This is a genomic window from Thermomonas hydrothermalis (assembly GCF_900129205.1).
Classification (GTDB): domain Bacteria; phylum Pseudomonadota; class Gammaproteobacteria; order Xanthomonadales; family Xanthomonadaceae; genus Thermomonas; species Thermomonas hydrothermalis.
Map to the genome: position 1 here is coordinate 28250 of NZ_FQUK01000009.1, position 25010 is coordinate 53259.

A 25010-nucleotide genomic window follows, 5' to 3' on the forward strand; every position below is an offset into this window, starting at 1 on the left:
CCCAGCCCGGCGCTGTGATCAATCTGCCGCCAGCCAGCGCAAGGCCGTGGCCGCTGCATGAAACGCGCCGAACACCAGGACCCGCCCGTCCGGGGCCGCCGCCGCCAGTGCTGCCTGCAAGGCAGTGCCTACATCGGGATGGGCGGTCTGGGTGTGCGCTCCGAGCACTGAAGACAGGCGCTGCACCAGGGTGTCCACCGCCAGACCACGCGCACCCGCGTCGCGTGAGCCAGCCAGATGCCAGGCATTCACGTCGCCGATCAGTGCCTGCACGACGCCGGCAGCATCCTTGTCATCCAGCGCGGCATACACCGCCAATGTGCGTCGCGGCGGCTGGCGACGCAGCCACTCGGCCAATGCACGCGCCGCCTGTGGGTTATGGCCGACATCGACCACCACCTCCACACCGGCGCGTTCGAACCGCTGCAAACGCCCGGCAACCCGGGCCTGCGCCACGCCTTCGGCCAGCGCGTGGGCCTCCAGCCGCAGCCCCAATGCGCGCAGGGCGGCAATCGCGCACGCGGCATTGCGCAGCTGCACCGGCGCGGCCAGGGCCGGCATCGGCAACTCGATCGAAAATCCCACTTCCCGCCAGCGCCAACGCAGCGCGTCGATCGGCTCGGCAAAGAAATCGTTACTGATTCGCCAGGCCGGCGCCCCGATCGCATAGGCATGCCGCAGCACGCTGGCGGGTGGATCGTCGTCGCCCAGTATCAGCGGCTTGAAGGCACGGGCGATCCCGGCTTTTTCCCGCCCGATCGACTCCACGTCCGGGCCCAGCCACTGCTGGTGATCCAGATCAACAGTGGTGATCACCGCCGCGTCGGCATCGACCAGGTTGACCGCATCCAGCCGGCCACCCAGCCCCACTTCCAGCACGGCCAGATCGAGCCCCGCCTGGGCAAACAGCCACAGCGCGCACAACGTGCCGTATTCGAAGTAGGTCAGCGGGGTGTCGGCGCGGGCGGCTTCGACCGCCTCGAAGCCTGCGACCAGTGCGGCATCCTCCACTTCACAGCCATCGATGCGGACGCGCTCGTTGTAGCGCAATAAATGCGGCGAGGTGTAAGCGCCCACACGCAGGCCCTGGGCGCGCGCGATGGCCTCGATGAAGGCCACGGTCGAGCCCTTGCCATTGGTGCCTGCCACGGTGATCACCCGCCGGGCCGGATGACCCAAGCCCATCCGCTGCGCCACGGCCCGCACCCGCTCCAGCCCCATGGCAATGGCCTGCGGGTGCTGGCGCTCGATCAAGCCCAGCCAGTCAGACAGAGAACGCGGCATATCGGCATTGTACGGCGGCACGGCCACGCACCGGCTCACAGCGCGCGATGCTTGGCCTCGCCGAACAGCGGCGTGTGATGAGTGCAGTCGTTGAGCCGCACCACCTCCAGCGCATCGACGCTGGGCCCTTCCAGCAGATTGAGCGTGGCCGGTGCCTGCCGAAAGTCCCACACCCGCACCAGCGGAATACCGAGCAAACGCGCCAACAGGACGCGGTTGACCGCATCGTGCGCCACCACCAGCAGCACATCCTCAGCACCGAGGCCGGCACAGGCGCGGGTCAACGCTGCCCAGGCGCGGGTCTCCACGTCCTGGAGCGACTCCCCTCCCGGCCCCGGCATCTTCACCGTGTCAGGCGCCTGCCGCCAGGCATTCAGGCGTTCTGGATCGCGCTGGGCGATCTCCGCCGTCAGCAGCCCCTCCCAATCACCATGCCCGATCTCAAGAAAGCCGTCGTCAAACGTGAGCATGGCCGCACGCGCCTCGCCCAACGCCAGCCGGGCAGTCTGGGCGGCACGCGCCAGCGGTGACGCCACCGCACGGTCGATGCGAACGTCGGCCAGGCGGCGCCCCAGCGCCTGGGCCTGGGCGATGCCAATGTCCGACAGCGGAATGTCGGTGCGGCCCTGATAGCGGCCTTCGGCGTTCCAGGGGGTTTCCCCGTGGCGGGCAAGCAGGATTTTCATGGATTGGTTCCGTGGGATGAAAAACACCGGCGCGGCATGACCCCGCCGGCCGGTGGCATGGAAACACAGACGCACGACGGCCGATACCCGGCCAGTGTGGCGACGTTGCCAAGTTTAGGACGTTGCCAAGTTTAGAAGGTCTGAAGCCCTCGATCCTGGCCCGGTCACCAGCAGCAGTTGCGCTTGCGGGCGTCGGTCGGGCCGGCGCGGCCCGACCATGGCGACACGCAGATGTTTCACTGCCGCGGCGGCACGCCCAACTCCTCAAGCAGCTGCGGCGCCGGCATGACCTCCTGCATGATCCAGCGCATGTAGCGCTGATCGACTGAGATCATCCGCGTCAGCACCGGATCGAACACCCAGTTGCTGGCCACCGATTCCAGCGTGCCGTCAAAGGCCAGGCCGACCAGACGGCCATTGGCGTCCAGCACTGGCGAGCCGGAGTTGCCGCCGGTGATGTCCAGATCGGCCAGGAAGTTGACCGGCACCGTCCCCAGCCGCGCATCCGCCAGCCCCGCATACCGCTTGGCTGCCACCGCCTCCAGCAGCGCCTTGGGGTTGTCGAACGGTTCGACGCCGGTTTCCTTGGCCGCCACTTCCTCCAGCGTCGTGAACGGGGTGTACACCTTGCCATTGAGACCGGTGTAGCCCTTCACATGCCCATAGGTGATGCGCAGCGTGGAGTTGGCATCGGGATACACCGCCTGCCCCTTGCTCTTCTTGTAATCAACCACCGCCTGCAGATAGCGCGGACGAGCCTCTAGCGCCACGCCATACCGGGTCTTGGCCTGCTGCTCCATCGCCAGCAACGTGGGCATCACCGCCACCGCGTACTGGATGGCCGGATCGGTACTGGCTTCGAAGGCGGCACGGTCAGCGTTGAACCACTTCAGGCGCTCTTCCAGGCTCCCAAGCCGGCTCTGATCCAGGCGCGCCAGCGCCGCTTCGGCGGCGGCCTTGTCGCTGCCGCCCAGCCAGGCATCGACCGCAGCGACATGCTGCGCGGCAGGCAGTGCCACGTAGCGGTCAAGCCAGTAGGCCCGCAGCTGGCGATCCATCGCCGGCACATAGCGGCGTTCCATTTGCTTCAAGCTGCCTTCGATCACCGGCAGATCACGCTGCTGGTACCCCGGCTCACGCTCGGCATCCGGCTTCTGCCGTTCGATCGCCAGCCGGTACAGGTTGACCGCGACACCAATGATGCCGGTGCGATTGAAACTGCCCAGCACCAGATCGCGTTCCTGCGTGCGGGCAGTGTCGGCGACCAGCTTGACCAACGCGGCATGCGCCTCCAGCGCCGGCGTACCGGCCTTGCCACGGGCACGCAGCCACTCCAACACAGCCGCCTCCTCGCGACGCTTGATGGCCAGCACATCATTGCGTTTGAAGCCCTCCAGCTGGCCGTCGAAGTTCTTGCTGGTATTGTTCCAGCCGGCCAGCGCGGCGGCGTATTTCACCGCGATCTCCGGGTTGTCCTTGGCGGCGGCCTCGACCAATGCGATCTGGTCCTTGTAGGCCTTGGAAATGGCCGGATACAGCCAGTTCTGGGTGTTTTCGAACTCGGCGACCAGGGCATAGCGATCGGTGCGGCCCGGGTAACCGGCCACCATCACGAAATCGCCTTCACCCAACGGGGTATCGGCGATCTTCAGCCAGTGCTTGGGCCGGTAGGGCACGTTGTCCTTGCTGTACGGCGCCGGCTTGCCATCCTTGCCGACATAGGCGCGGTAGAACGAGAAATCGCCGGTGTGGCGCGGCCACATCCAGTTGTCGATGTCGCCGCCGAACTTGCCGACGCTGGACGGCGGGGCATAGACCAGACGCACGTCCTTGATTTCCAGATTCTTGAACAGCCGGTAGGTGATCCCACCCATGAAGCTGTACACGCGGCAGCGATAGCCGGGCTCGGCTTCGCAGTCGCTGGTGATCTTTTTCTCAAACGCCTCCAGCGCATTGGCGCGCGCCACCGGGTCATTGCCTGCCGCGGCCATCGCCGCCTTGGCCTGGGCGGTGACATCGGTGATGCCTTCCAGCACATAGATGCGGGCATTGGGGCCGGCGGACAGCTCATCGGCCTGGGTGGGCGCATTGAAGCCGTCCTTGATCAGGTTCTTTTCCGGCGTGGAGTTGAGCTGGATCGCGCCATAGGCGCAGTGGTGGTTGGTCGCCACCAAGCCCTGCGGCGAGACGAAGCTGCCGGTGCAGCCGCCCAGCGAGACCACCGCGCCCATCGGATCGCCAGTGAGATCGGACAGCTGCTTGGGGTCGAGCTTCAGGCCGGCTTTTTTGAGCGCACCGGCGATCTCCGGCAGCTGCTGCGGCACCCACATGCCCTCATCGGCCCAGGCCGCCGGTGCCAGCGTGGCGAGCGCCGCTGCCAGTGCAGCGACAAGTCGGGTCTTGTGCATCGTCATCATCCTCTGGTGAGTGAAAAGAAAACTGCGGCACTCATTGCGCCGGCAGCTGCATTTCCTGCAACAGGTGCGGGGCTGGATACACCTTGGCCAACAGCCAGCGCAGGTAGCGCATGTCCACGTGAATGGCGCGCTTGTAGCGCGGGTCATACATCCAGCTGGCGCTGACCGCCTCCCAATTGCTGTCGAAGTTCAGCCCGATCAGCCTGCCTTCGGCATCCAGCACCGGCGAGCCGGAGTTGCCGCCGGTCGTGTCGAGATTGGTCATGAAGTCCACAGTCTGGGTTTTGAGCACCGGATCGGCGGTGCTACCGAAATCACCGCGGGCAATGGCATCAAGCAACGGCTTTGGGGCATCGAAGGGGGCCACCCCGGTGTGCTTTTCGACGATCCCGGCCACGGTGGTGAGCGGGCGATAGTCGATGCCATCGCGCGGTGACAGCGGGCTGACCTTGCCGAAGCTGACGCGCAGGGTGCCATTGGCATCCGGATAGACTGCACGGCCCTGACTCTGGCGATAGGCGATCAACGCTCGCATATAGGCCGGACGCAGCCGCAACAGTTCACCCGCACGCTGCTTGCTCTCGGCCTCCAGCCGCAGCAGCGCCGGCTGCAACGTCAACGCCGCCCGCAACAGAGGATCGTCCGATGCAGCCAGTTGCGCGGCATCCTGCCGCAGCGCGGCCAGACGGGTGGCCGTATCGCCCAGCCGGGTGCCGGCGTAAAGCGCGTCCAACCGTTGTGCCGCTTCCGCCTCATCGCGGCCAAACACCGCATCGAACTCCGGCAGCCGCTGCGCCGGTGTCAGCGCGAAATAGCGCTTCAGCGCGAAGCGCAGGGTCGCCTTTTCCACCTCCGGGTCATACCGGCGTTGCAGCTGCTTCAAACCGCCTTCGATCAGCGCCTCGTCGCGCTGCTGGTAACCGGTTTCGCGCAGCGCATCGGGCTTGCCGCGCTCCAGCGCAAGACGCTGGATCTGCACCGCCGCCCCCAACAACCCTGGGCGCAAGAACGGCAGGATCAAGTCGCGCTCTCGGCTGGCCTGCTGCGCATCCAGTTGCACCTGCAAAGCACGGATTTCCGCCAGTGCCCGCCGGCCATCCGGCTGTTTGGCCAGCCACGCCAGCATCGCCGTCTCGTCCTCACGCCGCACCCGCACGGCATCACTGCGACGCAGGCCATCGAGCTCGCCCTGGGCACGCTTGAGGTTGTTTTTCAGCGAAGCCACGGTGGAGGCATAGCGCACCTGCTTGTCGGGATCACCGGCTGTGGCGGCATCGATGGTGCGGATCAGCCCGTCCAGCAGCGCCACCCGGTTGGGCAGCAGCCAGTCGATCTGGTTGGCGAACTCGGAGGCGGTGCGATGGCGGAAGGTGACCCCCGGGTAACCGGCCACCATCGCAAAATCGCCCACCTGCACCGGCGCGGTGGAAACGGTGAAATGCGCCGGCGGCTGGTAGGGCACGTTGTCTTTGCTGAACGGCGCCGGCTTGCCGTCCTTGCCGACATAGGCGCGGTAGAAGGCAAAATCGCCGCTGTGGCGCGGCCACATGAAGTTGTCGATCTCATCGCCGTAGTTGCCGATCGACTCCGGCGGCGCATAGACCAGCCGGATGTCCTGCAGTTCCAGCTGCTTGATCAGGTAAAAATCGGCGCCGCCATACATCTCCACCACACTGCAGCGGTAGCCCGGTTCGGCCTCGCAGGCCGCCACCGCCGCCTTGCGCGCGGCATCGACGGCATCGTAGTAGGCACGCCCGGTCTTGCCGCGGGCGCCCGCCAGGATGCGGTCGGTGACCTTGTCGAAGCCCACCGTCACCCAAACCCGGGCCGCAGGGCCCGCGGAGAGCTCCTCGCTGCGCTGGGCGGCGATGAAGCCATCCCGGATCAGGTTCCTTTCCGGGGTCGAGTTGAGCTGGATCGCCCCCATCGCACAGTGATGATTGGTGACGATCAGCCCCTGCGGGGACACAAAACTGGCGGTGCAGCCGCCCAGTGACACCACCGCCGCCAGCGGCGGTCGGGTGACATCGTTGAGCTGTGCGGGATCGCCCTTGAACCCCGCCGCTTTCAGCTGGGCGGCCAGTTGCGGTAGCTGCGCGGGCAACCACATCCCTTCGTCGGCGCGGGCCCCGGAACAGGCCAACAGCAGGCCCAGAACAGCAGACAGATGGCATCGACGCATGTACGGTTCTCCTCATCGACCGCGCGGTGTCGGAACCTCACAAAGATTCACACCCCGGAATGACCAGGGCCCGCGCACGCGATTGTTTTCAAACTTGCCGTGGTTCTGACACGCCCAGGACGGCCATCGTCAGGCGCCCGCTATTAGACCATCACGCCCGCCCCCTGACCCATGCCCATGGTCAGGGGTGGCGACGCAAGTGCGGCGGTAGAATCGTGGTGTCTTCCTGATGGAATCTGCCAATGTCCAATACCCCCACCATGCGCGCACTGGTGAAGCGCGAAGCCACCAAGGGCATCTGGATGGCCGAGGTGCCGGTGCCGACGCCCGGCCCCAACGAAGTGCTGATCAAGGTCGAAAAAACCGCCATCTGCGGCACTGACCTCCACATCTACCTATGGGATGAGTGGAGCCAGCGCACGATCCGGCCGGGGCTGGTGATCGGCCATGAGTTCGTCGGCCGCATCGCTGCGCTTGGGCCGGGCGTCAGCGGTTACCGGCTGGGTCAACGGGTCAGTGCGGAAGGCCACATCGTCTGCGGCCACTGTCGCAATTGTCGGGCCGGGCGCCAGCACCTGTGCCCGAATACGGTCGGGATCGGCGTCAACCGCGACGGCGCGTTTGCCGAATACATCGTGATGCCGGCCAGCAACCTCTGGCCGATCCCGGACCCGATCCCGTCGGAGCTCGCCGCGTTTTTCGACCCCTACGGCAATGCCGCACACTGCGCGCTGGAGTTCGACGTGGTCGGTGAGGACGTGCTGATCACCGGCGCCGGCCCGATCGGCATCATCGCCGCCGGCATCTGCAAGCACATCGGCGCACGCAACGTGGTGGTCACCGACGTCAACGACTACCGCCTGAAGCTGGCCGCCGACATGGGCGCCACCCGCGTGGTGAACGTGGCCAACACGTCGCTGAAGGACGTGATGGCCGACCTGCACATGGAAGGCTTCGACGTGGGCCTGGAGATGAGCGGCAACCCACGCGCCTTCAACGACATGCTCGACTGCATGTACCACGGCGGCAAGATCGCCCTGCTCGGCATCCTGCCCAAAGGTGCCGGGGTGGACTGGGACAAGATCATCTTCAAGGGCCTGACCGTGCAGGGCATCTACGGCCGCAAGATGTACGAAACCTGGTACAAGATGACCCAGTTGGTGCTTTCAGGCTTCCCGCTGGGCAAGGTACTCACCCACCAGCTGCCGATCGAGGAGTTCCAGCAGGGCTTCGACCTGATGGAAAGCGGCAAGGCCGGCAAAGTGGTGCTGAGTTGGGTCTGAGCTGTCGCTGCGCTAATGCGAAAAAGGCGCCTTCCGGCGCCTTTTTCGTTCTGTCTGCGGTGGCGATCAATGGGCAAACTCGACAGCAGCAGACGGTTGTCGGCCAGCTTGCCGAAACTCGCACGCGCACTGGCATCGGTTCCGAAATACCCCAGCGACACCTCGGCCGGGCCAAAGCTGCGGGACACGGCCACGCTCCAGTCGGTGTAATCCTCGGCCGCCACGGCCAGATTGTCGCGGAACTGGGTCCGGCCCATGCCATCCGTGACCGACGAAAAATCTCCGTCGTGTCCTGGGATTCCCTAAAATCTCTGCCTCTTCTCTCTCTGCCAGGCCACCATGACGCCCCCCGACACGCTCTCCCCACTGACCCGGCGCTATGCCGAGGAACTGGACGCTATTCGCGCCCAAGGGCTGTTCAAGACCGAACGCATCATCACCAGCCCGCAGTCGGCCGAGATCCGGCTTGCCGACGGGCGCACGGTGCTGAACTTCTGCGCCAATAACTACCTGGGCCTGGCCGACCACCCGGACATCATTGCCGCCGCCAAGGAGGCGCTGGACACCCATGGTTTCGGCATGGCCAGCGTGCGTTTCATCTGCGGCACCCAGGACCTGCACAAGCAGTTGGAGCGCACCATCGCGGATTTCTTCGGCACCGAGGACACCATCCTCTACGCTGCCTGCTTCGACGCCAACGGCGGTTTGTTCGAGCCGCTGCTGGACGAAAACGACGCCATCATCTCCGACGTGCTCAACCACGCCTCGATCATCGACGGCGTGCGCCTGTGCAAAGCCAAGCGCTACCGCTATGCCAACTGCGACATGGCCGACCTCGAGAAGCAGCTGCAGCAAGCTCGTGCCGATGGTGCGCGCACCATCCTGATCACCACCGACGGCGTGTTCTCGATGGACGGCTTCATCGCGCCACTGGATCAGATTACCGAACTGGCGGCCAAGTACGGTGCGCTGGTGCACATCGACGAATGCCATGCCACCGGCTTCCTGGGCCCCACCGGCCGCGGCAGCGCCGAGGTCAAGGGCGTGCTGGACAAGATCGACATCTTCACCGGCACCCTCGGCAAGGCCATGGGGGGCGCGCTGGGTGGCTTCACCACGGCGAAGAAGGAAGTGATCGAACTGCTGCGCCAGCGCTCACGGCCCTATCTGTTCTCCAACTCGCTACCGCCGCACGTGGTGGCGGCCGGGATCAAGGCTTTTGCCATGCTCGCCGCAGCCGACGACCTGCGCGAGCGGCTGCGCGAAAACACCGCCTACTTCCGCGAGCGTATGACCGCTGCCGGATTCGAGCTCAAACCCGGCATCCACCCGATTTGCCCAGTGATGCTGTATGACGCGCCGTTAGCACAGCGGTTCGCGGAGAGGCTTCTGGAAGAAGGCATTTACGCGATCGGCTTTTTCTATCCGGTCGTGCCCAAGGGCCAGGCGCGCATCCGCACCCAGATCTCGGCCGCGCACACCCGCGCGCACCTGGATCGCGCCATCGACGCCTTTACCCGGATCGGCCGCGAGCTGGGCGTACTGAAGGCCTGACGCTCAGCCGCCAGCCAGCGCGGCGACCTCATCCGCCGTCAGTGGCCGCCACTGGCCCTTGGGCAACTCGCCCAGGGCCAGCGGCCCGATCGCCACCCGCACCAGCCGCAGCACGCCGATGTTGAACGCCGCAAGCAGCCGGCGGATGTGCCGGTGACGTCCCTCGTCCAGCACGATCTCAAGCCAGGCGGTCTTTTCCCCGGCGCGAAGCACATCCACCGACACCACGCGCAGCCACTCACCATCCACCTCGACTCCTGCGCGCAGGGCGTCCAACAGGGCCCCGTCAGGAATCCGATCCACCTGCACGTGGTAGGTCTTGTCCGGACCGGTGTCCGGATCGGTGATGCGCGCCGCCCACTGTGGGTCATTGGTGAACAACAGCAGCCCTTCGCTGGCCTTGTCGAGCCGCCCGACCGGGGCGATCCAGCCCAAACCAGCGCCGTCAAAGCAGCGATAGACGGTATCGCGCCCATGTTCGTCACGCGCGGTCGTCACCAGCCCACGCGGCTTGTTGAGCATCAGATAGAGGCGATTGGCTGCGCCGACAGGCCGGCCATCGATCTCGATCGCCGCACGCATGACGTCGCGCACCGGATACTCGGGATCACGCACGATCACGCCGTCGAGCGTCACCCGGCCCGCTTCGATCCACTGTCGAGCCTGACTGCGGGAACACAGCCCACGCTTGGACAGCACCCGCGCCAAACCGATCCGACGACCACCGTCGTTCCCGGCAGACGGGCGCCCTACCCCCCGCATGTGTCGTGCGCGCTGACGCTTCAGGGTTGCCCCGTGGCTGCAGGTGTTGCAGCGGCACCGGCGTCCTTGCGACCGACCACACGCACCCCACGTGCCTTCATCCAGGCGTCGAACTCGTCAGCGGTCATGCGCTTGCCGTTCTGGGTCATGTTGAACCGCCACGGCGTATTGTCGTACTGGGTTTTGGGCTTGTACGCCGCCGCATCCAGCGCCGCTGGCGCGACCTGGCTGGCCTTGCGCAACATCGCCAGACAACCATCCAGGCGAATGCGGGCAAGCACCAAGTCCGCCGCCAGCGCCTCGTCGAACGATTGCGCCAACACGCCGCGTGCCGCTCCCAGTGGGCTCAGCAACGGGGCCAGCTCAATCGCCACCGGAGCCAGCACGGCAGTGCGCACCGGGCTGGAAGACACCGCTTCAGCCTGGCAGGTCATGCCTCCCGCCTGTGCCAGCGCCGGACACCCGAGCAACACGAACAAGCCAAGAAAACGACGTGCGGGGGACATGGCAAAAACTCCGGCAGACATGCCTGCGACAGTGTAGGCAGCAGGTGCAGCGGTGACAACACGCGCACGCACACTGCATCCAGGCAGATACACATGCAGCAACGTCAAAAACAACGAAGCCCGGCCAGAGCCGGGCTTCGCGATGATGCGCGGAAAGCGCACTTGCCTTACTGACTGTTCAGCTCGGTGCGACGGTTGAGCTCGCTCTTGCAGGCCGGGAACTTGTGCCCCTTGTCTTCGAGCGGACGGCTAAAGCCATAACCGTTCGGGCCCGCCAGGCGGCTGGCATCGATGCCGTTGCTGGTCAGGAAGTCATAGACCACCTTGGCGCGACGCTCGGACAGCTTCTGGTTGTAGCCCTCCTTGCCGCACTGGTCGGTGTGGCCGGCCACTTCGACCTTCAGCTCCGGATAGCGCTTGAGGATCTCAACGGCCTCGTTGAGGATCGCCACCGCGTCAGGCCGCAAGGTGTCCTTATCGAAGTCGAAGTTCACGCCCTTGAGGTCGATCGACACTGCCACCGGGCAGCCATCCGGACCGATGGTCTGGCCAGCCTGCGAACCCGGGCACTTGTCATCGCAGTTGTTGACACCGTCACCATCGTCATCCATGTCAGCGCAGGTCTTCATCGGCTCCGGCGCAGGCGCAGGCGCCACCGGGGCCACCGGCTCCGGACCAAGCGCGTAGGTCAGTCCAACCGAGGCCAGATAATCGACGAACTGGTTTTGCTGATGACCGATGCGCGCCTGTTCGTCATCAAAGTCGATACGCGCGCCGAGCTCAGTGCGCACATTGGCACGGCCCGAGTTGAGCTGCATACCAATGCCGAGATTGAGCGCAAGGTTGGAGGCCTTATGACGGGCCGGGTTCGGACCCGGGGTGCCGTTGTATTCCTCCTCGTGCCGCTGCACGCCGAAACCACCACGCAGGTATGGCCAGAACTTGTCGCCCGCATCACGGAAGTGGTAGCGCGCATCCAGCGAAACCCCGTACTGGCTCCAGTGGTAGTTCGAGTTGATCTGCTTCTTGGGATTCTGATAGTTGAGTTCGGTATCCAACGACACGCGCGGGGTCAGGAACTTGCCGAAGCCCAAGGTCCCAAAAATTGCATCATCGGTACCGCGATCCTTGTCCTGGAAGTTCACGCCGACCGAGCCCGAGACGTACCAACGGTCATCGAACTCCTGGGCGGCCGCAGCCTGTGCCAGACCCAGACCACCCAGCAGGGCAGCGCAGAGGAGTTTCTTGTTCATGCTTTAAGCTCCTTGGTTTCAGTGGAAAACGTGCGACGCAACGGGATGTGGAACGTGTGATTCACACGGCGCCCGCTCGCCGGCCTCGGACAGCAAGGACAGGCGAAAGCGGGTTAACACTACCATAACTTCATAGCCATGCAAAACCATTGGGCTGGCACTCATCTCCCGCCATACGCAACGGTATGCTATCGCCATGACGCCACCCTACCCGCACCTGCTTTCCCCGCTCGATCTTGGCTTTACCACCTTGCGCAACCGGGTCCTGATGGGCTCGATGCACACAGGACTTGAGGATCGCGCCCAGGACTTCCCCAAGCTGGCCGCCTATTTCGCCGAACGCGCAGCCGGCGGCGTTGCCCTGATGGTCACCGGCGGCTTTGCCCCCAATATCGTTGGCTGGCTGAAGCCCTTCGCCGGCCGGCTGTCGCTGCCCTGGCATGTGCGCCGGCATCGTCAGGTCACCCAGGCCGTGCATGGCGAAGGCGGCAAGATCTGCCTGCAACTGCTGCATGCCGGCCGCTATGCCTATCACCCGCTGTCGGTGGCACCCTCGCGTTTGCAGGCACCGATCAATCCATTCACACCGCGCGCCCTGTCGGCACGGGGAATCGAGCGCACCCTGCGCGACTTCGCCACCGCCGCCCGGCTGGCGCAGGACGCCGGTTATGACGGCGTGGAAATCATGGGCTCCGAGGGCTACCTGCTCAACGAATTCACCGTGCCGCGCACCAATCGCCGTCACGATGCCTGGGGCGGTGATGCCCAGCGGCGGATGCGCTTTCCGGTCGAAATCGTGCAGCGGGTACGCGAAGCCTGCGGCCCGAATTTCATCGTGATCTACCGCCTCTCTTTGCTGGATCTGGTCGAAGAGGGCAACGCCTGGCCGGACATCGTGGCCCAGGCCAAGGCCGTGGAAGCCGCGGGCGCGACGATCATCAACAGCGGCATCGGCTGGCACGAAGCCCGCATTCCCACCATTGCCACCTCGGTGCCGCGCGCGGCATTCACGGGCGTGACCGCACGGCTTAAGCCACATGTCGAGATTCCGCTGGTGGCCAGCAACCGCATCAACATGCCGGAGGTGGCGGAAACCGTGCTGGCCACAGGTCACGCCGATCTGGTCTCAATGGCGCGCCCGCTGCTGGCCGATCCGCAGTGGGTGAACAAGGCACGCACCGGTCGGTCACACACCATCAACACCTGCATCGCCTGCAACCAGGCCTGCCTGGACCATGTCTTCGAAAACAAGCGCGCCAGTTGTCTGGTCAACCCCCGCGCATGTGCAGAAACGGAGCTGAACTACATCCCGACCACCACGCCGCGCAGCATCGCCGTGGTCGGCGCCGGCCCCGCCGGGCTGGCCTGCGCCACGGTCGCCGCCGAACGCGGGCATCGGGTCACCCTGTTTGAAGCCGGCCCCGACATCGGCGGCCAGTTCAATCTGGCCAAGCGCATTCCCGGCAAGGAAGAGTTCCACGAGACCCTGCGCTATTTCCGGCATCGGCTCGAGGAAACCGGCGTCAGCCTGCACCTGAACCATCGCGCCCAGCCCGAGGATCTCGCCGGGTTCGACGAGATCGTGATTGCGACCGGTGTGGTTCCGCGCCGCCCGGCCTTTCCGGGCGCCGACCACCCCAAGGTGGTGGGGTATCTGGACGTGCTGGAAGGCCGGGTTCAGGTCGGGGCACGGGCAGCGATCATCGGGGCCGGCGGAATTGGCTTCGACGTGGCGGAATTCCTGGTCGAATCCGGCCCCTCACCCAGTCTCGACCCGGCGCGCTGGATGGCGGAATGGGGGGTGGACCCCACCGTGTCCACGCCCGGCGGGCTGGTACCGCCCCGCCGCGAGCACCCGGCGCGCCAGCTCTGGTTGCTGCAACGGACACCTGGCAAGCCAGGCGCACGACTGGGCAAGACCACTGGCTGGATCCATCGCGCCACCCTCAAGTCCAAAGGCGTGCACATGCTGGGTGGCGTGGAATACCTCGGCGTCGATGACAGCGGCCTGCATATCCGGGTGGACGGCCGCGAACAGCGGCTCAAGGTGGATCATGTCGTGATCTGTGCCGGTCAGGAGCCCTGCCGGGACCTGTACCTGGCCCTGCAGGCACAGGGACGCACGGCGCATTTGATCGGCGGCGCCCAGCTGGCTGCCGAGCTGGATGCCAAGCGAGCGATTGCGGAAGGCAGCCGGCTGGCTGCCCGACTTTGATCATCGACGAGCATGAAAAGTCAATAGGGAAAAGCACCTCGATTCAGCTGGCATTGCAAATCCACCCCCTACCTTGCCAGCACTTTTGACCTGACCGGGCCCGCATCCCCCGACCGGCAGGCACACCGGCGCGCCGTCCCTATCGCCCATCCGGACGACGCGCCCGGGCAAAGGCCGCCACAGAGCAGCCGCCCTCCCCAGTACGCCATGACGCAGACGCATGACATCTGCACCACCGATGTCCTGCCCTGCGCCGCAACGGAGCAAGGAGTACGACATGAAACTGGCGTGGATTCTCTGGCTGTCGCATATCCTGCCGCAGCCCGCCGCCGATTCGCTGTGCCTGTCCACGACGGTCTATTTGGAGGCACGCAACCAACCCGCGCTCGGCCAGCAGGCCGTCGCTGAGGTTGCCCTGCGCCGCCGCGACAGCGGCCTGTGGGGCAGCACCCTGTGCGAGGTGGTCACCGCCCGTCGGCAGTTCGCCCCCACCCTACTGCCGCCTCAGACCCGGCTATCCAACATCACGGCCTGGACCCAGGCCGTCAGTGTCGCGCTGGACTCGCAGCACAACTGGGCCTTGCCACGCGACCAGCGCAAGTTGGTGGTCCCCGGCGCCAGCCATTTCGCAGCACACGCGCTGGTCAGCCCGGTCTGGGCCAATGCCGCGCAGGTCGCCACGATCGGCGACCACACGTTCTATAAGGTGCAATCGTTGCGGCCACAGCAACGCATCTGAGCATACGCCTTAAGCGCAAACATCCCGGCTGCATCCGCCCACATCGGGACGTGAGCCTGTCCGAATGCAACGCCACCCACCCGACCGCAGGCGGACACGATCCGCCGTGCGATCACTCGCGTCGCCGGTGCCCCGGCCACAGGGTGGTCATCGCCATGTAGGTGAAACTCGCCGACCAGGCGATCATCACCAGCCCGGTGATTGCTTCCATTCCAGCCATGACGCGTATGGCGCCACTCGGCCACAGATCACCAAAGCTGGCCGTGCTATACGCCATGGCCGACAGATAAATACCATCAAACAGCGATAAATCAGGATCTCCCTGCACACTGCCCAACACGGGCAGGGCGTTCAGCCCCCAGTACCCAAGGCCATAGCAGATGATCTCCAGCACATGCAGGGCCAGCAGGGCAAACATCATCGCCAGCAGCGCCGAGCGATGGCGGCGAAACGCCCGGCCGGCGGTCACCGCCGCCAGCAAACGCAGCCCCTCGTAATGGATCAGCACCACCAGCGCGGTCACCAAGGCGGTGACCAACGCTGCCAGCGGATAGCCCTGACCGATCACCCTTAACCCTTAAGTGCAAGACCAGGCGCGTCTTACGGCCGCTGATCGATCGGCACGAACGGCCGATCTTCCGGCCCGGTGTAGTTCGCGGACGGGCGGATGATCTTGCCGTCGATCCGCTGTTCGATCACATGCGCGCTCCAGCCGCTGGTGCGGGCGATCACGAACAGCGGAGTGAACATCGCCGTGGGCACACCCATCATGTGGTAGCTGACCGCACTGAACCAGTCGAGGTTCGGGAACATTTTCTTGATGTCCCACATCACCGCTTCCAGACGTTCGGCGATGGCGTACATCTTCATGTTGCCCTGCTCGGCGGAGAGCCGACGTGCAACTTCCTTGATGACCTTGTTACGGGGATCGGACACCGTGTAGACCGGGTGACCGAAGCCGATGATGACCTCGCGGTTTTCGACCCGCCGCCGGATATCGGCCTCGGCCTCATCCGGTGTCTCGTAGCGCTTCTGCACCTCGAACGCGACTTCGTTGGCACCGCCATGTTTGGGCCCGCGCAGCGCCCCGATCGCCCCAGCGATGCAGGAATACATATCGCTGCCGGTGCCAGCGATCACCCGCGCGGTGAAGGTGCTGGCGTTGAACTCGTGCTCGGCATACAGGATCAGGCTGGTATGCATCGCCCGCACCCAGCTCTCCGGCGGCGGCGCACCGTGCAGCAGATGCAGGAAATGACCACCGATGCTGTCGTCATCGGTCTCGACGTCGATCACCCGACCGTTGTGGCTGTAGTGATACCAGTACAGCAACATCGACCCCAGGGAGGCCATCAGCTTGTCGGCGATGTCGCGCGCCCCCGGATGGTTGTGGTCGTCCTTCTCCGGAGTCACGCAGCCCAACACCGACACGCCGGTGCGCATGACATCCATCGGGTGCGCCGATGGCGGCAACTCCTCCAGCGCGGCCTTGACCGCCGCCGGGATACCACGCAGCGCCTTGAGCTTGGCCTTGTAGGCAGCCAGTTCGGCCCGGTTGGGCAGCTTGCCGTGGACCAGAAGATGCGCCACTTCCTCAAACTCGCAGGCGTCCGCCAGATCGAGAATGTCGTAGCCGCGATAGTGCAGATCGTTGCCACTGCGGCCGACCGTGCACAACGCGGTGTTGCCGGCGGTCGTGCCGGACAGGGCAACGGACTTCTTGGGCTTGAAGCCTGGGGTCGTGGTCTCGCTCATGGGTGCTCCTGAAAAATCGCCGAGGTTTATTTCTTTGCCGCAAACAGCGCGTCCAGATGCTGCTCGTAGGCGTGGTAGCCGATGCGCTCGTACAGCTCTTCGCGGGTCTGCATGCTGTCCAGCACATTGCGCTGGTGACCATCGCGGCGGATGGCCTCATACACCTGCTCGGCTGCCTTGTTGGCAGCACGGAACGCCGACAGTGGGAACAGCTGGATGGCGACACCGGCGCTGGCCAACTCTTCCCGCGAAAACAGCGGGGTCTTGCCGAACTCGGTGATGTTGGCCAGCACCGGCACCCTGACCGCCTCGACAAAACGGCGGTAGGTGTCCAGATCGTAGGCGGCCTCCGCGAAGATGCCATCGGCACCGGCCTCGACACAGGCAAGCGCGCGTTCGATCGCCGCATCCACACCCTCCACGGCGATCGCATCGGTACGGGCGATCAGAAAGAACTCGGGGTCGGTCTTGGCATCCGCCGCCGCCTTGACGCGATCGACCATCTCCTGCTTCGACACGATTTCCTTGCCGGGTCGATGGCCGCAGCGCTTGGCGCCCACCTGATCCTCGATGTGGCAGGCGGCAGCGCCTGCCTTGATCAGGCTCTTGATGGTGCGGGCGATGTTGAGCGCGCTCGGGCCGAACCCGGTATCGATATCGACCAACAGCGGCAGGTCGCAGACATCGGTAATCCGCCGGGTGTCCACCAGCACGTCTTCGAGGGTGTTGATGCCCAGATCCGGCATCCCCAGGGAGCCCGCGGCAACCCCACCACCGGACAGATAGATCGCACGATACCCGGCAAGCTTGGCCAGCAGCGCATGGTTGGCATTGATGGCCCCGATCACCTGCAACGGTGATTCGGCGGCGAGTGCGGCGCGGAAACGCGCCCCGGCAGACATCGACATGCGTGGCTCCTTGCAAAAAGAAACCCCTGAACCCAATCAGGGGATCCAGCGGCCAGGGATGGCCGTGTTCGGATCTTGCGGGCGAAGATTCTAGCGCGCACGCCGCTGGCAGGCGTCCCAAAACACGCGCGCCGGGCATGGCCCGGCGCGGTGGCGACAGACGGATGCCGTTATCAGAGCAGGTGAGCCACGCCAGCCCGTTCCTCTTCCAGCTCGGCCAGGGTCTTGTCCATGCGCTCGCGGCTGAACTCATCGATCGGCAGATCGCGAACCCGCGTGTACTCGCCATTGGCGCAGGTCACCGGCACGCCGTAGATGATGCCCTCCGGGATGCCATAGCTGCCGTCGGACGGCACGCCCATGGTCACCCACTTGCCGTTGGTGCCCAGCGCCCAGTCGCGCATGTGGTCGATGGCGGCATTGGCCGCCGAGGCGGCCGACGACAGCCCGCGTGCCTCGATGATCGCCGCACCGCGCTTGCCCACGGTGGGGATGAACACGTTGGCGTTCCAGTCCGGATCGTTGATCTTGTCCTTCAGCGACACCCCCTTGGCGGTGGCGAAGCGGTAGTCCGGATACATGGTCGGGCTGTGATTGCCCCACACCACCAGGTTTTCGATATCGGCCACCGGCACCCCGGCCTTGGCCGCCAATTGCGACAGGGCACGGTTGTGATCCAGACGCAGCATCGCGGTGAAGTTCTTGGCCGGCAGGTCCGGCGCCGACTTCATGGCAATGTAGGCATTGGTGTTGGCCGGGTTGCCAACCACCAGCACCTTGACGTCACGGCTGGCCACCTGGTTCAAGGCCTTGCCCTGCTCGATGAAAATCTTGGCGTTTTCCAGCAGCAGGTCTTTGCGCTCCATGCCGGGGCCACGCGGACGGGCACCCACCAGCAACGCATAGTCAGCATCCTTGAAGGCCACCAGCGGGTCGGAGGTGCCGATCATGCCGGCCAGCAGCGGGAAGGCGCAGTCTTCCAGCTCCATCATCACACCCTTCAGCGCGGCCTGCGCTTTTTCCAGCGGCAGCTCCAGCATCTGCAGGATGACCGGCTGATCCTTACCCAGCATTTCGCCGGATGCGATGCGGAACAGCAGGGCATAACCGATCTGACCAGCGGCGCCAGTGACGGCGACTCGAACGGGGGCTTTCATGGAATGCTCCGTGATTCTTGGGATGGAAATGTCAGGACAGGGTCAACGCAGCTCGGCAAAGAATTCCTGAAGCCGGGCCAGACCCGGCGCGAGCTGCGGGGTGGGACAGGTGTAGCTGATCCGCATGGCATGCGGCTCACCGAAGGCCGAGCCCGGCACGCAGGCCACGCCCTTGGCTTCCAGCAGGGCATTGCAAAAATCGACATCGTTTTCGATCGTGACCCCACCATGCGACTTGCCGAACGCACAGCGGATATCGGGGAACACGTAAAAGGCTCCCTGCGGGCGCGGGCAGACCACGCCGGGAATCTGCGCCAGCGCCGCCAGCACCTGATCGCGCTTGGCCTGGAACTCGGCGCAGCGGGCCGCGGGCACGTCCTGCGGCCCGGTCAGCGCGGCAATCGCCGCCGCCGTGGTGATTTCCGGCAGATTGGTGATGTGGTTGGAGTTGAGCGTGGTCACCGCCTGCGCCACTACCTCCGGCCCGGCCATGAAGCCCACACGCCAGCCGGGCATGCCGTAGGTCTTGGACAGCGAATCGATGAAGATGGTGCGCTCCCGTAGCTCCGGGCGCACGTGCATGAAGTTCACGTACTCAAGGCCGTCGAACAGCATGCGGTTGTAGATGTCGTCGGTAATGATCCAGGTGTCCGGATACTTCACCAACACCTCGGCCAACGCGGCGATCTCGTCGCGGGTATAGACCATCCCGGTCGGGTTGGACGGGTTGTTGAACAGGAACACCTTAGGCTTTTTCGCCAGCGCGGCCTCAAGCTGCGCCGGCGTCACCTTGTAATCCTGGCTGGCCGGACACTGCAGCAGCTCGACCCGGGCATTGACGATCTCGGCAATGTCCATGTAGCTGGTCCAGTACGGCACTGGAAAGACGATGGTGTCGCCTTCATCCAGCAGCGCTTCGGCCAGGTTGTAGATGACATGCTTGGCGCCGATCCCGGTGCTGCAGTGCGCCCGGGTGTAGCCGGTCAGCCCCAAGCCATCCAGATGCTGGATGAACGCATCCAGAAGGGCATCGCTGCCCCGGTTGCTGCCGTACTGGCCGCTGTCTTTCGCCAACGCCTCGCGTGCGGCAGCATAGACGTGCTCGCCGGGCAGGAAGTTGGGGACCCCGATGGAGAAGCTGATGATGTCGCGGCCTTCTGCCTTCAGGCGCTTGGCCTTCTCGGCGACCTGCATGATGACGCTTGGCTTGGCGCGACCCATGCGCCGTGCGAGGTTGGGCATCGTGGTGAACCTCGAATTACGCGCCGCGAAAGCGGCATGACGTGGGAGGAAACACGCAGATGCTAGCACACCGCCTGGACCCGATCCCTTCCGTCGCAGCGTCTGCCCGCCGTCTGCCGCACGCAGGCTGGCTGCTGATGCTGCTGGCGCTGGCCGTACTGACCGGTTGCAGCAGCACGTCTGTACGTACCGCCCGTGACGAGCGGGGTGCTCCGCTGGCCGTGCAGGGCACGGTGGTGCTGGTGGAACCGGATATCGAGCTGGCGGAAGTCTTGGCCGGCGGCATGACCGAACCACGCCGGGAATGGACTGCCGCCGCGCGCCGGCTGTATTCCCAGGCGGCGCGGGAAGTGCTGGCACGAGAGGGCATCGGGATGCAGCCCGATTACCTGCTCCCGCCTGAGGTCGGCCCGGACGACCGCCGCCGCCAGCTGTTACTGCTCAACCAGGCCGTCTCGATGAGCATCCTGCAGTTCAGCCAGAGCCAGAACGCCCAGGCCCTGCGCAACAAGCACGGCCGCTTCGACTGGTCGCTCGGCCCCGGCGTTTCCGTGCTGCGCGAGGCCACCGGGGCGGACTACGCCCTGTTCACCTACATCCGCGACAGCTACACCAGCAGCGGCCGCGCCGCTCTGCGCATCGCCGGTCTGCTCCTGCTGGGCGGCGACATCGGCGGCGGCATGCAGGTGGGTCTGGCCTCGCTGGTCGATCTGCGCACGGGCCAAGTGGTCTGGCACAACGTGCTCATCGCCCAGTCCGGAGATCTGCGCACCTTGGCTGGCGCCCGCGAGACCACGACCAAGCTGCTTAAGGGCATCCGTGGTGCCACCGTGAACGGGAGGCAGCCATGACCGCCTGGCCCCGCCTGTGCGCCATGACGTTGATCCTGGCCGGGCTGGCGGGCCCCGCCGACGCCGCCAACGCCCCCGGCGACACCCCGAACACGCCACCGGCCCAGGCCAGTGATGAAGCCGAACTGTGGTACGCGATGGATCGTGCCGAGGCCGAGCTCAAACGCTCGCCGCTCTTGGTCCGCGACCCGACACTCAATGCCTATGTGCGCGATGTCGCCTGCAAAGTGGCTGGCGACCACTGCGGGCACATCCGCCTGTACATCATGGACGTGCCGCAGTTCAACGCCAGCATGTCCCCCAACGGCATGTTGCTGCTGTGGACCGGCGCCCTGCTGCGCATGCGCAACGAGGCCGAGCTGGCCTTTGTGCTGGGGCATGAGGTCGGGCACTTCACCGCCCGCCACACGCTACGGCAATGGCGCACGGCCAGGAGCGCCAGTGCCTGGCTGAGTGTCTTCCAGGTCGCCGCCTATGGCACTGGTGCTGGCGGTGCGGCCGAACTGGCTGGTCTGGGCGGCGTCATGGCGATGATGAAATATTCCCGCGACATGGAACGCGAGGCCGATCGCTTGGGGTTTGCCAGCGTGGTGGCCCATGGCTGGGCCCCGCAGGCCGGCGCTGACATGTGGGCGCGGATGTGGCGGGAGGAACAGACCCGCAAATACGACCGCCCGGCCCAGGTGTTCTCCACCCACCCGGCCTCGCAGGAACGGCTGAACGACATCCGCCGGGCCGCCGAGGCAATCCCCAATCCGCCCCAGGACTACGGCCGGGAGCGCTATTACGCGGCAATCCGCCCGCTGCTGCCCCGGCTGCTGGATGAAGAACTGGCACAACGCCGCTATGCCGGTTCGATTCTGGTCATCGGCGAGCTGCTGGAAGACGCGCCCGCCGAGGACAAGGGCCTGCTGACGTTCTATCTGGGCGAAGCCTACCGCCGGCGCGGCCTGAACGATGACCGCGCCCGCGCGGCCAGCTACTACGCCCAGGCGATCACTCTGCCTGGTGCGCCACCCGCGGCCTGGCGCGAATACGGCTACACCCGCCGCGATGCCGGCGACCGCGACGGTGCCCGGACGGCACTGCAACACTATCTGGCGCAGGCACCCGATGCCGATGATCGCGCCTTTGTCCAACGCGAACTCGACCGCCTCGGAGGTGACCGATGACCCGGTTGCGCTGGTTCCCCCTGATCGTCCTGACACTGCTGCTTCTGGCCTGCGCCAGCGGCGGCCCGCTGGTCACTCCAGGCCGCACCACCGCAGGTGGCCACCTGAGCATCGAAGCCGGCATGGAATGGACCCGGCTGGGCGATCCACGCGAACAGCTGTGGACGATCGACGGCCCACTGCTCAATGCGCTGCACCTGATCCCCACCGTACGCGAGGGCGACTTCATCTTCCTCGGCCAACGCCAGAGCAAGCGCCGGCCGGATGGCGCGTTCTATCACCGCGGCATGCGCCCGGACGAACTGCGTGACCTGATCGCCGACGGTATGCGCGCCGCTGGTGCAGTCAATGTCACGACCCTCAACCTGCGCCCGGCCCGCTTCGGTGACCGCGAAGGCTTCCGCTTCGAGATGACACTCGACAGCTCAAGCGGCCTGAAATACCGCGCCATGGTGGCGGGCTTCGAGCACGAGAAAGGGCTGGCGCTGGCGATGTTCTATGCGCCTGCCGAGTACTACTACCCGCGTGATGAAGCCAAGGTGTCGGCCATGCTCGACACCCTGCGCTGGAAATGACCCATCCTCAGGGGGCGAGGATCCGGTTCCACTCGGCCACCCGGTCGGCCTGAGCGGCGAGCACGGCGTCGGCATCGCCTTCGATGCGCACGGAACGGATCACATCCCCCTGCCGGATGGCATCCACCACGTCCATGCCCTCCACCACCGTGCCGAACACGGTATGGCGGCCATCCAGCCACGGGCAGGGCACATGGGTGATGAAAAACTGGCTGCCGTTGGTATTGGGGCCGGCATTGGCCATCGACAGCACGCCGCGCTCATGGCGTAGCCCGTTGTCGGTTTCATCTTCGAACCGATAGCCCGGGCCGCCGCGACCGGTGCCTTCCGGGCAGCCGCCCTGGATCATGAAATCGGCAATGACCCGGTGAAAGTTCAGCCCGTCGTAGAACCCGCGCCGGGCAAGGTTGACGAAATTGGCCACGGTGAGCGGGGCTTGCTCGGCCGCAAGCGCCACGCGGATGTGGCCGCGGTCAGTATCGAAATCGGCGATCAGGGTCATGGGTTCAGCTCCGGGCCCGGGAGTGGGCCATCTGCCGGCTATAATAGCCGGCTTGCCTTTTCCCTTCTCTCCCGCAGCAGCCACACCGCTGTCTGCTGCCGCGCCACGAGCCAACGAATGTCCGTCGAACGCCTTCGCAATATCGCCATCGTCGCCCACGTCGATCATGGCAAGACCACCCTTGTCGATCAGCTGCTCAAACAGTCCGGCACCCTGAACGAGCGCGCGGTGGTACCGGATCGCGTGATGGACAGCAACGATCTCGAGAAGGAACGCGGCATCACGATCCTTTCGAAAAACACGGCGATCCGCTGGACCGACCCTGAGACCGGCGAACAGTGGCGGATCAACATCGTCGATACCCCAGGGCATGCCGACTTCGGTGGCGAAGTGGAGCGCGTGCTGTCGATGGTGGACTCGGTGCTGATCCTGGTCGATGCCATGGACGGGCCGATGCCGCAGACACGCTTCGTCACCCAGAAAGCGTTTGCGATGGGCTTCAAGCCGATCGTGGTGATCAACAAGATCGATCGCCCCGGCGCCCGGCCAGGCTGGGTGCTGGACCAGACCTTCGACCTGTTCGACCGCCTCGGCGCCACTGACGAGCAGCTCGACTTCCCGGTGGTCTACGCCTCCGGCCTGCAAGGCTACGCCGGCCTGACCGAGGACGTGCGTGGCGGCGACATGACACCGCTGTTTCAGGCGATCGTGAAGCACGTCCCGGCGCCGCCGGTCGATCCGGATGGCCCGTTCCAGATGCGGATCAGCTCGCTCGACTACAACAGCTATGTCGGCATCATCGGCGTCGGCCGCATCCAGCGCGGCAGGATCCGTACCAACATGCCGGTGACGGTGATCGACCGCGACGGCAAGCCGCGCAGCGGCAAGGTGCTGCAGGTGCTCGGCTTCATGGGCCTGGAGCGCATCGAGGTGCCGGAGGCGCAGGCCGGCGACATCATCGCCATCAGCGGCGTGGAAGGCCTCGGCATCTCCGAAACCGTGTGCGACCCGAGCGCGCCCGAGGCGCTGCCGGTGCTCACCGTCGACGAGCCGACCATCTCGATGACCTTCCAGGTCAACGATTCGCCATTTGCCGGCCACAAAGAACGCAGCGGCGGCAAGTTCCTTACCAGCCGGCAGTTGCGCGATCGTCTGCTGCGTGAAACCCAGCACAACGTCGCACTGAAGGTCGAAGACACTGCCGATGCCGACAAGTTCAAGGTCTCCGGCCGTGGCGAGCTGCACCTGTCGATCCTGATCGAAACCATGCGCCGCGAAGGGTATGAGCTGGCGGTCTCGCGCCCGGAAGTCATCATCCGCGAGATCGACGGCGTCCCTCACGAGCCCTACGAGCAGCTGGTCGTCGATCTCGAAGAGCAATACCAGGGTGGCGTCATGGCGCGGCTGGGCGAGCGCAAGGCGCTGCTGCGCAACATGGAACCGGACGGCAAAGGCCGGGTGCGCATGGAGTTCATCATCCCGGCGCGCGGGCTGATCGGCTTCCAGACCGAGTTCCGCACCCTCACCGCCGGGACTGGCCTGCTGTTTCACGTATTCGACCATTACGGCCCGAAGGCCGACGGGGCGATCGGTCAGCGTCAGAACGGCGTGCTCATCTCCAACGACACCGGCACGTCCACCGCCTATGCACAGTTCGGCCTGCAGGAACGTGGCCGGCTGTTCATCGAGCCCGGCGAGGAGATCTACGAAGGCCAGATCATCGGCATCCACAGCAAGGACAACGACCTGACGGTCAACGCACTGCGTGCCAAACAGCTCACCAACTTCCGCGCTGCGGGCAAGGATGACAACCTGATGCTGACGCCACCACTGAAGTTTTCGTTGGAACAGGCGCTGGAGTTCATTGATGACGACGAACTGGTGGAGGTCACGCCCAAACAGATCCGCCTGCGCAAAAAGCTGCGAACCGAGATCGAGCGCAAGCGCGCCAGCCGCGCCGCCTGAGC

Annotated in this window: 21 protein-coding genes; 8 read left to right on the top strand and 13 right to left on the bottom strand. The window is 65.4% G+C overall.

The window, feature by feature from the left end; all coding sequences use genetic code 11:
• Positions 1 to 18 precede the first annotated feature (18 nt).
• The 4 genes from folC to BUA29_RS03950 form a co-directional block, all read right to left on the bottom strand.
• Entirely contained in the window at positions 19 to 1284 is a 1266-nt protein-coding gene (folC, locus tag BUA29_RS03935; RefSeq protein ID WP_072755325.1) for a bifunctional tetrahydrofolate synthase/dihydrofolate synthase, read from the bottom strand.
• Between the two features lie 35 nt (positions 1285 to 1319).
• On the bottom strand, positions 1320 to 1970 hold the full coding sequence (locus BUA29_RS03940) for a histidine phosphatase family protein (RefSeq protein ID WP_072755326.1): 651 nt from the start codon (positions 1968 to 1970) through the stop codon (positions 1320 to 1322).
• Positions 1971 to 2206: 236 nt separating this feature from the next.
• Positions 2207 to 4300, bottom strand: coding sequence for a S46 family peptidase (locus tag BUA29_RS03945; protein WP_143148800.1), 2094 nt, complete (start codon positions 4298 to 4300; stop codon positions 2207 to 2209).
• Between the two features lie 118 nt (positions 4301 to 4418).
• Complete coding sequence (locus BUA29_RS03950; protein WP_072755327.1) at positions 4419 to 6569, bottom strand: S46 family peptidase; 2151 nt, start codon at positions 6567 to 6569, stop codon at positions 4419 to 4421.
• A gap of 260 nt (positions 6570 to 6829) precedes the next feature.
• Here BUA29_RS03950 and tdh point away from each other — a divergent pair, with 260 nt between their 5' ends.
• Together tdh and kbl are read left to right on the top strand one after the other, a co-directional pair.
• Positions 6830 to 7852, top strand: coding sequence for an L-threonine 3-dehydrogenase (gene tdh, locus BUA29_RS03955; protein ID WP_072755377.1), 1023 nt, complete (start codon positions 6830 to 6832; stop codon positions 7850 to 7852).
• 339 nt (positions 7853 to 8191) lie between these two features.
• Entirely contained in the window at positions 8192 to 9406 is a 1215-nt protein-coding gene (kbl, locus tag BUA29_RS03960) for a glycine C-acetyltransferase (RefSeq protein WP_072755328.1), read from the top strand.
• A 3-nt stretch (positions 9407 to 9409) separates the two neighbouring features.
• Here kbl and BUA29_RS03965 read toward each other — a convergent pair whose 3' ends face one another.
• From BUA29_RS03965 to BUA29_RS03975, 3 genes are all read right to left on the bottom strand, one after another.
• Complete coding sequence (locus tag BUA29_RS03965; protein WP_084602336.1) at positions 9410 to 10168, bottom strand: pseudouridine synthase; 759 nt, start codon at positions 10166 to 10168, stop codon at positions 9410 to 9412.
• Positions 10169 to 10188: 20 nt separating this feature from the next.
• Complete coding sequence (locus tag BUA29_RS03970; RefSeq protein WP_143148796.1) at positions 10189 to 10674, bottom strand: hypothetical protein; 486 nt, start codon at positions 10672 to 10674, stop codon at positions 10189 to 10191.
• Positions 10675 to 10841: 167 nt separating this feature from the next.
• Complete coding sequence (locus tag BUA29_RS03975) at positions 10842 to 11927, bottom strand: OmpA family protein (RefSeq protein WP_072755330.1); 1086 nt, start codon at positions 11925 to 11927, stop codon at positions 10842 to 10844.
• Between the two features lie 196 nt (positions 11928 to 12123).
• On the opposite strand from BUA29_RS03975, the gene BUA29_RS03980 reads away from it, so the two are divergent.
• Together BUA29_RS03980 and BUA29_RS03985 are read left to right on the top strand one after the other, a co-directional pair.
• On the top strand, positions 12124 to 14142 hold the full coding sequence (locus tag BUA29_RS03980; RefSeq protein ID WP_072755331.1) for an NADPH-dependent 2,4-dienoyl-CoA reductase: 2019 nt from the start codon (positions 12124 to 12126) through the stop codon (positions 14140 to 14142).
• A 277-nt stretch (positions 14143 to 14419) separates the two neighbouring features.
• Complete coding sequence (locus BUA29_RS03985; protein WP_072755379.1) at positions 14420 to 14881, top strand: cell wall hydrolase; 462 nt, start codon at positions 14420 to 14422, stop codon at positions 14879 to 14881.
• Between the two features lie 112 nt (positions 14882 to 14993).
• Here the strand turns inward: BUA29_RS03985 and BUA29_RS03990 are convergent, their stop codons facing one another.
• From BUA29_RS03990 to BUA29_RS04010, 5 genes are all read right to left on the bottom strand, one after another.
• Positions 14994 to 15449 (bottom strand): ion channel, encoded by a 456-nt coding sequence (locus BUA29_RS03990; RefSeq protein ID WP_072755332.1) that lies wholly within the window; start codon positions 15447 to 15449, stop codon positions 14994 to 14996.
• A 32-nt stretch (positions 15450 to 15481) separates the two neighbouring features.
• Positions 15482 to 16636 (bottom strand): bifunctional 2-methylcitrate synthase/citrate synthase, encoded by a 1155-nt coding sequence (prpC, locus tag BUA29_RS03995; RefSeq protein WP_072755333.1) that lies wholly within the window; start codon positions 16634 to 16636, stop codon positions 15482 to 15484.
• Between the two features lie 26 nt (positions 16637 to 16662).
• Positions 16663 to 17544 carry a methylisocitrate lyase gene (gene prpB / locus BUA29_RS04000; RefSeq protein WP_072755334.1) on the bottom strand — a complete coding sequence of 294 codons (882 nt, stop codon included), beginning with the start codon at positions 17542 to 17544 and terminating at the stop codon, positions 16663 to 16665.
• Positions 17545 to 17717: 173 nt separating this feature from the next.
• Positions 17718 to 18701 carry a malate dehydrogenase gene (locus BUA29_RS04005; protein ID WP_072755335.1) on the bottom strand — a complete coding sequence of 328 codons (984 nt, stop codon included), beginning with the start codon at positions 18699 to 18701 and terminating at the stop codon, positions 17718 to 17720.
• 42 nt (positions 18702 to 18743) lie between these two features.
• Positions 18744 to 19943: an aminotransferase class I/II-fold pyridoxal phosphate-dependent enzyme gene (locus tag BUA29_RS04010; protein ID WP_072755336.1), complete on the bottom strand. Its 1200-nt coding sequence runs from the start codon at positions 19941 to 19943 to the stop codon at positions 18744 to 18746.
• A 59-nt stretch (positions 19944 to 20002) separates the two neighbouring features.
• On the opposite strand from BUA29_RS04010, the gene BUA29_RS04015 reads away from it, so the two are divergent.
• From BUA29_RS04015 to BUA29_RS04025, 3 genes are read left to right on the top strand one after another with little or no spacing between them, the layout of a single operon-like run.
• Positions 20003 to 20794: a hypothetical protein gene (locus BUA29_RS04015; RefSeq protein WP_072755337.1), complete on the top strand. Its 792-nt coding sequence runs from the start codon at positions 20003 to 20005 to the stop codon at positions 20792 to 20794.
• A complete protein-coding gene (locus BUA29_RS04020) occupies positions 20791 to 21966 on the top strand; it encodes a M48 family metallopeptidase (RefSeq protein ID WP_072755338.1) in 1176 nt (391 codons plus the stop codon). Before BUA29_RS04015 ends, BUA29_RS04020 begins: the two co-directional genes overlap by 4 nt.
• A complete protein-coding gene (locus BUA29_RS04025) occupies positions 21963 to 22541 on the top strand; it encodes a hypothetical protein (protein WP_072755339.1) in 579 nt (192 codons plus the stop codon). The genes BUA29_RS04020 and BUA29_RS04025 overlap by 4 nt, the downstream gene beginning before the upstream one ends.
• Positions 22542 to 22548: 7 nt before the next feature.
• Here BUA29_RS04025 and BUA29_RS04030 read toward each other — a convergent pair whose 3' ends face one another.
• A complete protein-coding gene (locus BUA29_RS04030; RefSeq protein ID WP_072755340.1) occupies positions 22549 to 23043 on the bottom strand; it encodes a peptidylprolyl isomerase in 495 nt (164 codons plus the stop codon).
• A gap of 117 nt (positions 23044 to 23160) precedes the next feature.
• Between BUA29_RS04030 and typA the strand changes: the two genes are divergently transcribed.
• Positions 23161 to 25008 carry a translational GTPase TypA gene (typA, locus tag BUA29_RS04035; protein ID WP_072755341.1) on the top strand — a complete coding sequence of 616 codons (1848 nt, stop codon included), beginning with the start codon at positions 23161 to 23163 and terminating at the stop codon, positions 25006 to 25008.
• Positions 25009 to 25010: the final 2 nt, after the last annotated feature.